The sequence below is a fragment of the Mesorhizobium sp. M3A.F.Ca.ET.175.01.1.1 genome, from assembly GCF_004791945.1.
Classification (GTDB): domain Bacteria; phylum Pseudomonadota; class Alphaproteobacteria; order Rhizobiales; family Rhizobiaceae; genus Mesorhizobium.
The window spans coordinates 1-283 of the sequence record NZ_SRTP01000418.1; the positions used below are offsets into that span (position 1 = coordinate 1).

The window sequence follows — 283 nt, forward strand, 5'->3', positions numbered from 1 at the left end:
CGCCGCCGACGGCGCCGATGCCGAAGGCGCCGAGCATGATGCCGTAAGTCAAGGCATCGCCCTTGACGACATCGCGCGCCACCAGCGGAAGAAGCGCCAGCACCGCGCCGGCGCTGAAGCCGAAGGCCGAGCCCCGGACCAGCACCTTGCCGATGTTGGGCGACATTGCGACATAGCGCAGGCCGGCGCCCATCGCCGCGCCAAGCGTCTCGCGCGGCAAGGTCTGCGCCGGTATCTCCGGCTTCCAGCGAAACAGCACGATGATCAGGCCGATATAGCTCAG

The 283-nt window shown here is 68.2% G+C and carries 1 protein-coding gene; it reads right to left on the minus strand.

All coding sequences use genetic code 11. From position 1 onward, the window contains the following. A partial coding sequence (locus tag EN818_RS32240; protein WP_189524026.1) for an MFS transporter occupies nucleotides 1–283 on the minus strand: 283 nt, incomplete at both ends.